This window comes from Synechococcus sp. BA-124 BA4 (genome assembly GCF_034931165.1).
Genome location: NZ_JAYGIA010000011.1, coordinates 22,572 through 28,593, shown reverse-complemented (window position 1 = coordinate 28,593; position 6,022 = coordinate 22,572). Strand labels below are relative to the sequence as shown.

Here is a 6,022-nt window from a genome sequence, read left to right as displayed (position 1 = left end):
GTCCAGGCCGAAGCGGCGGGCCAGCAGGGCCGGGCCAGCGGCGATGCGTTCGGGCTCACCCGCCAGGGCCACGGCCCTCAGCAGGACACCGTTGGCCCAGCCTTCACGCTCGGTGACCACATTCACGCAGTGATGGATGCCATGACTGACGTAAACGTAGAAGCGCCCAGGCGGGCCGAACAGCGTGTCGTTGGAGGGTGTGCGGCGCCGGTGGCCATGGCAGGCGGGCTCGCTCTGGCAGTAGGCCTCGGTTTCCACCACCAGTCCCCGGAGGCAGCGCCCATCCTCGAAGCGGCGCAGCAACTGGCAGCCCACCAGATCCGGGCCCACCTGATGGGCCGCGCGTGCGAAGAAGCCGGGCGTCAGGAGATCGACACCGCCGGTCCCGGCGGCGGCTCCGGCGGCGGAACCCGCCAGACTGGGATGAGCCGCCTCGTGATGGGGTTGGTCCCTGGCTGTTATCCGCGTCTGTTTCGTGTCCAACGCTCTCTCCAGCTTCAATCTCGGCACCGTGCTGCTGGCCGGCAGCGGTCTGTTCTGCCTGGCGACCCTCTACTTCGGCACCCGGGGCGGTTACTACGACACCGACGACTACGACGGCAACGGCACCGCCCACTGAACTCCAGACGCTGGAAGTCCGCCGGTCTCAGCCCTGGCGGCGCAGCTGCTCGGATTCGGGGCAGTCTTCGGCGGTGCCGAGATCCTCGGCCCTGGCCGTGCGGCTGAAGAAGGCCAGGCGGGTGCTGACCGCTCCGATCGAATCGAGGCGAATGCTCTCCTCCCAGGTGTGCAGTTCGTCATCGTCCTCCTCGTCGTAGCGAAGAGTGACCAGATCACCGGCGATCTCCACCACCAGAGCCTGCTCGATCCAGCGCTGCTGATCGCGCAGGAAGACCCAGACCGGTCGCTTCTCGCTGCAGAACTGATCCAGCTTGCGGTGCAGCATCCTGAGTTCCGGCTCCAGCGGGCCGCGTGCGGATCGGGGCCCGGATGCCATCAATCCTAGGGATACTTCAGAGGTTCCCTCGTTTCGGCCCCGTCGCCGAGCTGTCCCCGGTGACGATCTCCTCCCCCCAGACCGTCGGGACAGCCGGGAGCCCTCTCCGGGGCCCAGCTGCCAGCGTCGAGGCGATCCGGCTGCAGCTGCGCAGCTGGCCCGAGGTGGAGGACTACCTCCGAGGCTGCAAGGGGGTGATCGTTCCCCTCGGTTCCACGGAGCAGCATGGCCCCACCGGGGCCATCGGCACCGATGCCCTCACCGCCGAAGCGGTGGCCCTGGAGGTGGGTCGCCGCACCGGCGTGCTGGTCACGCCCGTCCAGGCTTTCGGCATGGCCGAACATCACCTGGGCTTCGCGGGGACGATCAGTCTCCAGCCCTCAACGCTCCTGGCCGTGATCCATGACGTGGTGCTCTCCCTGGCCCGCCATGGCTTCGAGCGGATCTTCGTGATCAACGGCCATGGCGGCAACATCGCCACCACAAGGGCCGCCTTTGCCGAGGCCTACGCCACGGCCGCCAGCCGAGGGCTGGCAGGGGCTCCCAATCTGCGCTGCCAACTGGCCAACTGGTTCATGGCCGGGCCGGTGATGCGGGAGGCGCGCGAGCGCTATGGCCAGCGGGAGGGGCACCATGCCACTCCCAGCGAAATCGCTCTGACCCTGCACCTGGAGCCGAGCCTGGTGGCCAAGCAACGGCCCCTTCCGGAGCCGGCGCCAGCCGGACCGATCCACGGTCCCGAGGATTTCCGCCGTCGCCACCCCGATGGACGCATGGGGTCCGACCCCTTCCTCGCCAGCGCTGACGACGGCCGCCGATTCCTGGAGCTGGCCGCCGAGGCCCTCAGCCAGGATCTGGAGACCTTTCTGAGCGAGTGAGCCGGAAACGCCCGGGCAGCTACAGCTAGGTTCGGGCCAGACGAGCAGCAGGGCCACGATGGGCAAGATTTCTTCCGACGACGTGCGCAAGGTGGCCAAACTGGCTCGCCTGGAGCTTCCCGAGGCCAAGATCGCCACCTACACCGGCCAGCTGGAGCGCATTCTCGAGTACGTGGCGCACCTGGAGCAGGTGGATACGGAGGGGGTCCCTCCCACCACCAGGGCTGTCGAAGTGATCAATGTGACCCGCGAAGACGACGTCGTGCCGACACCCGTGCGAGAAGAATTGCTGGAACTGGCCCCCCAGCGCGAGGGCGACTTCTTCCGGGTTCCGCAGATCCTGGCCAGTTAGCTAAAGCCCCTGGGCTGATGCCCTCAACCGGCGGAAGAGCGCGGCACCGGTGAGACGGCCGTGCGGTGCAGGAGCGAGATCAGGTGACGACGGGAGCGGGCTGTAGGCATCAGCGCGGCGATCGGACGCAGCCGGCTGCGGCGCCGCTTATGGCTGCGAATGCCCAGGAAGATGTCGTAGAGGAAATTGATGCCGTCGTGGGGAGTTTCGAACAACCCGAGGCGCTGGGGTGATCCCTTGGCATCAAGCAGTGGCTTGGTCGCCCGGTAGGCCGGCTGATACTCGAACCAGGGAATCGACGGCCAGAGGTGATGGATCAGGTGATAGTTCTGACCCATGATCAACCAATTCATCAGCCGGCTGGGGTACACCCTGGCGCTGTGCCAGCGGTTGCGCGACTTGAAGGGACGGTGGGGGAGGTAATCGAAGAAGAGGCCCAGGGTGACGCCCACCATCAGAGCCGGGGCGAACCAGCAGTTGAAGATGAACGACTCAAAGCCGAATCTGAAGGCGGCCAGAACAATCGAAACGAAGATGGCACGAGCTAGGCCCCATTCCAGCAACTCCCACTTGCGCCAGAGTCGGTGACGGAAGAAAAAGACTTCGTGATAGAAGAAGCGCGGTGCGATGAGCCAGAGCGGTCCGAAGGTTGAGACGATATGGTCGGGATCACGCTTCGGATCATTGACATGGGCGTGATGCTGGAGGTGCACCCGGGTGAACACCGGAAAGCTGAACCCCAGCAGCAGGGCAGCCCCATGGCCCATCACCGCGTTCCAGAAGCGGCTGGGGTGAGCCGCGTTGTGGCAGGCGTCGTGAATCACCGTGCCCTCCAGGTGCAGGGCCAGGAATCCGAGGGGCAGCAGCAGCGGCAGCGGCCACTGGGGCACGAACCAGCCCCAGATCGTCAGGGCCGCCAGGCCGTAACCCCCGAGAAACAGTCCCACGGTGGGGTTCCAGGCCGATGGCGGATCGAGGAAGTCCTTCGGCACCGAACGGAGCGTGGTGCCTGAGGACAACGCATCGAGGGCAGGTTCGTGCGACAGGGCCAACACTTGGGTCATCGCCGCAGACCACGCCTCGACAAACGGGCTCCCACCTTACGGGCACCAGCCTGGCCGCTGCTAGGCCAGGGCCCGCCGTTCATGGGCTGGGGCCGGCAGCCCCAGGCTGATCAGCCACGACAAGCCCACCAGCAGAGCCGAGCACCAGAGGCAGGCCTGCAGGCCGCCCACCAGGAACAGGGCACCGGAGAGCAACGTGCCCACCAGCCGGCCGGCCGCGTTGGCCATGTAATAGAAGCCGACGTTGAGGCTCACCGATTCGGCATCGGTGTAGGCCAGCACCATGTAGCTGTGGATCGAGGAATTCATAGCGAACACGGCCCCGAAGGCCGCCAGGCCCACCACCACCGCCACCCCGGGATGGCCCACCTCGCGCCAGAGGCTGATGGCGATCAGGGCGGGGATGGCCGTCAGCACGGCGCTCCAGAACTGCACGGCAGACACCCCCGGGGGTGCACTCTGCCCCCAGCTGCGCCGCAGGGCCGGGGCTGAGGCCTGGATGATCCCGTAGCCGATCACCCACAGGCCCATGAAGCCGCCCACTTCCCAGTACTTCCAGCCGAGGGCCGCCTGCAGGAAAACCGGCAGGGCCACCACGAACCAGACATCACGGGCGCCGAACAGGAAGAAGCGAGCCAGCGACAGCCCATTGATGCCCCTGGATTTCGAGAACAGGGCTCTGAACGCCGGCTTCTCCTTCATCCTGCCGATCTCGCCAGGCAGCACCAGGGTCATCAGGAAGGAGAGAAACAGCCCTGCGGCCATGGCCCCGACGGCGGCGCCGAAGCCGATGGTGGTGAGCAGCAATCCCCCCAGGAAGAAGCCCACCCCCTTGAGGGCGTTCTTCGAACCGGTGAGGATCGCCACCCACTGGAACAGCTGGTTCTCGCCGCGGCTGTGGTCGCCTGGGGTTTCCGGCACCACCGTCTTGATGGCGCTCTTGGCGCTCATCTTGTTGAGATCCTTGGCGATGCCGCTGATCGCCTGGGCCACCATCACGTAGGCCACACTCCACCAGCGCGGCCAGCTGTCAGCCACCGGGATCAGCATCAGCAGGGCAGCCACCTGCAGCAGCGTTCCCGCCCAGAGGGTGAGCCGCAGCCCGAAGCGGGCCCCCAGCCAGCCGCCGTAGAGGTTGGTGACGATGCCGAAGAACTCGTAGAACAGAAAGAGAAAGGCGATCTCCAGAGTGGAGTAGCCGAGCTGGTGGAAGTGGAACACCACCAGCATGCGCAGAGCGCCATCGGTGAGGGTGAAGGCCCAGTAATTGGCCGTGACGACCGCGTACTGCTGCAGTCCCGTGAGCTGTTTCATCGGGCGAGAGCTTCAAGCTCAGCCACGTGGCAGGCCAGATCCGCCATCCGGCAGCTGTAGCCCCACTCGTTGTCGTACCAGGCGTAGGCCTTGAGCTGGGTGCCGTTCACCACCAGGGTGGAGAGGCCATCGACGATGGCGCTGCGCGGATCGTTGACGTAGTCGACCGACACCAGAGGCCTGGTCTCGTAGCCGAGGATTCCCTGCAGATCGCCGCTGGCGGCCTCCTCGAAGGCCCGGTTCACCTCCTCCACCGTGACGCTGCGTCTGAGCTCGAACACGGCATCGGTGAGCGAGCCATGCAGCAGCGGCACCCGCACGGCGTGGCCGTTGAGTTTGCCCTGCAGGTCTGGGAAGATCATCCCGATCGCCCGGGCCGAGCCGGTGGTAGTGGGGATCAGTGACTCCAGACAGGAACGGGCCCGGCGCAGGTCACTCCTGAAGCCGTCCACCACCACCTGGGTGTTGGTCACATCGTGCAGGGTGGTGATCGAACCGTGGCGGATGCCAAAGTTTTGGTGCACCACCTGCACCACCGGAGCCAGGCAGTTGGTGGTGCAGGAGGCGGCGGTGAGCAGCCGGTGACGGCCAGGGTCGTAGAGGTGGTGGTTGACGCCGAACACCACGTTCAACGCCTCCTCGCCGGCGATCACCCCCTTCACGGGGCAGGCCACGATCACCCGCTTCAGGCCTGGCAGGGTGAAGTAGGGCTCGAGGGTTGCGGGGGTCTTGAGACTGCCGCTGCATTCGAGCACCAGGTCCACACCGGCGGCGGCCCAGGGCACGGCGGTGGGATCGGTCTCCTGGCTGTAGCCCACGAGCTGATGGCCAACCAGGAAGCCTGCTCCGCCCGCTTCCACCACCTGGGGCCAGCGGCCATGCACCGAGTCGAACTCCAGCAGGTGCGCGGCGGCGGCGGCATCCCCGGCCGGGTCGTTGACGTGAACCAGGACGATGCCGGGCCGGCCCCAGAGGGCCCGGAACACGAGGCGGCCGATGCGGCCGAAGCCGTTGATGCCGATCTTCATCCGGAACCCACGCGGGACGCACCGACCATAGATCAACTAGTGTTGATGTGAAATGTGATCCTGATGACATGGGCGTGGCCAGTCCTCCGATTCAGGCTGATCAGGCCCGAGTTCTGCTCAAGGCCCTCGCCGAACCACTGCGCCTTCAGGTGATCGAGGCCCTCAGCGGCGGCGAGCGCTGCGTCTGCGATCTCACCGCCGATCTGGGTCTGGCCCAGTCGAAGCTGTCCTTTCACCTCAAGGTGCTCAAGGAGGCCGGGCTGCTGACCGATCGGCAGGAGGGCCGCTGGACCTACTACCGCCTGCGCCCCGAGGCGATCGACCAGCTGCGCGGTTGGTTAGCTGAACTCTCCAGCCTCTGCCAGACCCCCGCCTCCCCCTGCACCTGA

Annotated in this window: 9 protein-coding genes; 4 read left to right on the top strand and 5 right to left on the bottom strand. The window is 66.4% G+C overall.

Going from position 1 to position 6,022, the window contains the following annotated elements; all coding sequences use genetic code 11:
- The coding region (locus VB734_RS02110; RefSeq protein WP_323242888.1) for a DNA-3-methyladenine glycosylase at window positions 1-366 on the bottom strand (366 nt) is incomplete at its 3' end.
- Window positions 367-475: 109 nt separating this feature from the next.
- Between VB734_RS02110 and VB734_RS02105 the strand changes: the two genes are divergently transcribed.
- Window positions 476-619, top strand: coding sequence for a hypothetical protein (locus tag VB734_RS02105; protein WP_197166259.1), 144 nt, complete (start codon window positions 476-478; stop codon window positions 617-619).
- 27 nt (window positions 620-646) lie between these two features.
- Here VB734_RS02105 and VB734_RS02100 read toward each other — a convergent pair whose 3' ends face one another.
- Complete coding sequence (locus VB734_RS02100) at window positions 647-946, bottom strand: DUF6679 family protein (protein ID WP_197166260.1); 300 nt, start codon at window positions 944-946, stop codon at window positions 647-649.
- A 110-nt stretch (window positions 947-1,056) separates the two neighbouring features.
- Here VB734_RS02100 and VB734_RS02095 point away from each other — a divergent pair, with 110 nt between their 5' ends.
- Window positions 1,057-1,875, top strand: a complete 819-nt coding sequence (locus VB734_RS02095) for a creatininase family protein (protein WP_197166261.1) — start codon at window positions 1,057-1,059, stop codon at window positions 1,873-1,875.
- A gap of 58 nt (window positions 1,876-1,933) precedes the next feature.
- Complete coding sequence (gene gatC / locus VB734_RS02090) at window positions 1,934-2,227, top strand: Asp-tRNA(Asn)/Glu-tRNA(Gln) amidotransferase subunit GatC (RefSeq protein WP_197166262.1); 294 nt, start codon at window positions 1,934-1,936, stop codon at window positions 2,225-2,227.
- Window positions 2,228-2,250: 23 nt separating this feature from the next.
- Here gatC and crtR read toward each other — a convergent pair whose 3' ends face one another.
- From crtR to VB734_RS02075, 3 genes are read right to left on the bottom strand one after another with little or no spacing between them, the layout of a single operon-like run.
- Window positions 2,251-3,291: a beta-carotene hydroxylase gene (gene crtR, locus VB734_RS02085; RefSeq protein ID WP_197166263.1), complete on the bottom strand. Its 1,041-nt coding sequence runs from the start codon at window positions 3,289-3,291 to the stop codon at window positions 2,251-2,253.
- Window positions 3,292-3,351: 60 nt separating this feature from the next.
- Window positions 3,352-4,605, bottom strand: a complete 1,254-nt coding sequence (gene arsJ, locus VB734_RS02080) for an organoarsenical effux MFS transporter ArsJ (RefSeq protein ID WP_197166264.1) — start codon at window positions 4,603-4,605, stop codon at window positions 3,352-3,354.
- A complete protein-coding gene (locus VB734_RS02075) occupies window positions 4,602-5,633 on the bottom strand; it encodes an ArsJ-associated glyceraldehyde-3-phosphate dehydrogenase (RefSeq protein WP_197166266.1) in 1,032 nt (343 codons plus the stop codon). The genes arsJ and VB734_RS02075 overlap by 4 nt, the downstream gene beginning before the upstream one ends.
- A 68-nt stretch (window positions 5,634-5,701) precedes the next feature.
- Between VB734_RS02075 and VB734_RS02070 the strand changes: the two genes are divergently transcribed.
- Window positions 5,702-6,022 (top strand): ArsR/SmtB family transcription factor, encoded by a 321-nt coding sequence (locus tag VB734_RS02070; RefSeq protein WP_197166267.1) that lies wholly within the window; start codon window positions 5,702-5,704, stop codon window positions 6,020-6,022.

Excerpts from the sequence above, each read along its gene's own strand:
- VB734_RS02100 (WP_197166260.1), bottom strand. The coding sequence starts at position 946 with ATGCTGCACCGCAAGCTGGATCAGTTCTGCAGCGAGAAGCGACCGGTC.
- gatC (WP_197166262.1), top strand. The coding sequence starts at position 1,934 with ATGGGCAAGATTTCTTCCGACGACGTGCGCAAGGTGGCCAAACTGGCT.
- crtR (WP_197166263.1), bottom strand. The coding sequence starts at position 3,291 with ATGACCCAAGTGTTGGCCCTGTCGCACGAACCTGCCCTCGATGCGTTG.
- arsJ (WP_197166264.1), bottom strand. The coding sequence starts at position 4,605 with ATGAAACAGCTCACGGGACTGCAGCAGTACGCGGTCGTCACGGCCAAT.
- VB734_RS02075 (WP_197166266.1), bottom strand. The coding sequence starts at position 5,633 with ATGAAGATCGGCATCAACGGCTTCGGCCGCATCGGCCGCCTCGTGTTC.
- VB734_RS02070 (WP_197166267.1), top strand. The coding sequence starts at position 5,702 with ATGGGCGTGGCCAGTCCTCCGATTCAGGCTGATCAGGCCCGAGTTCTG.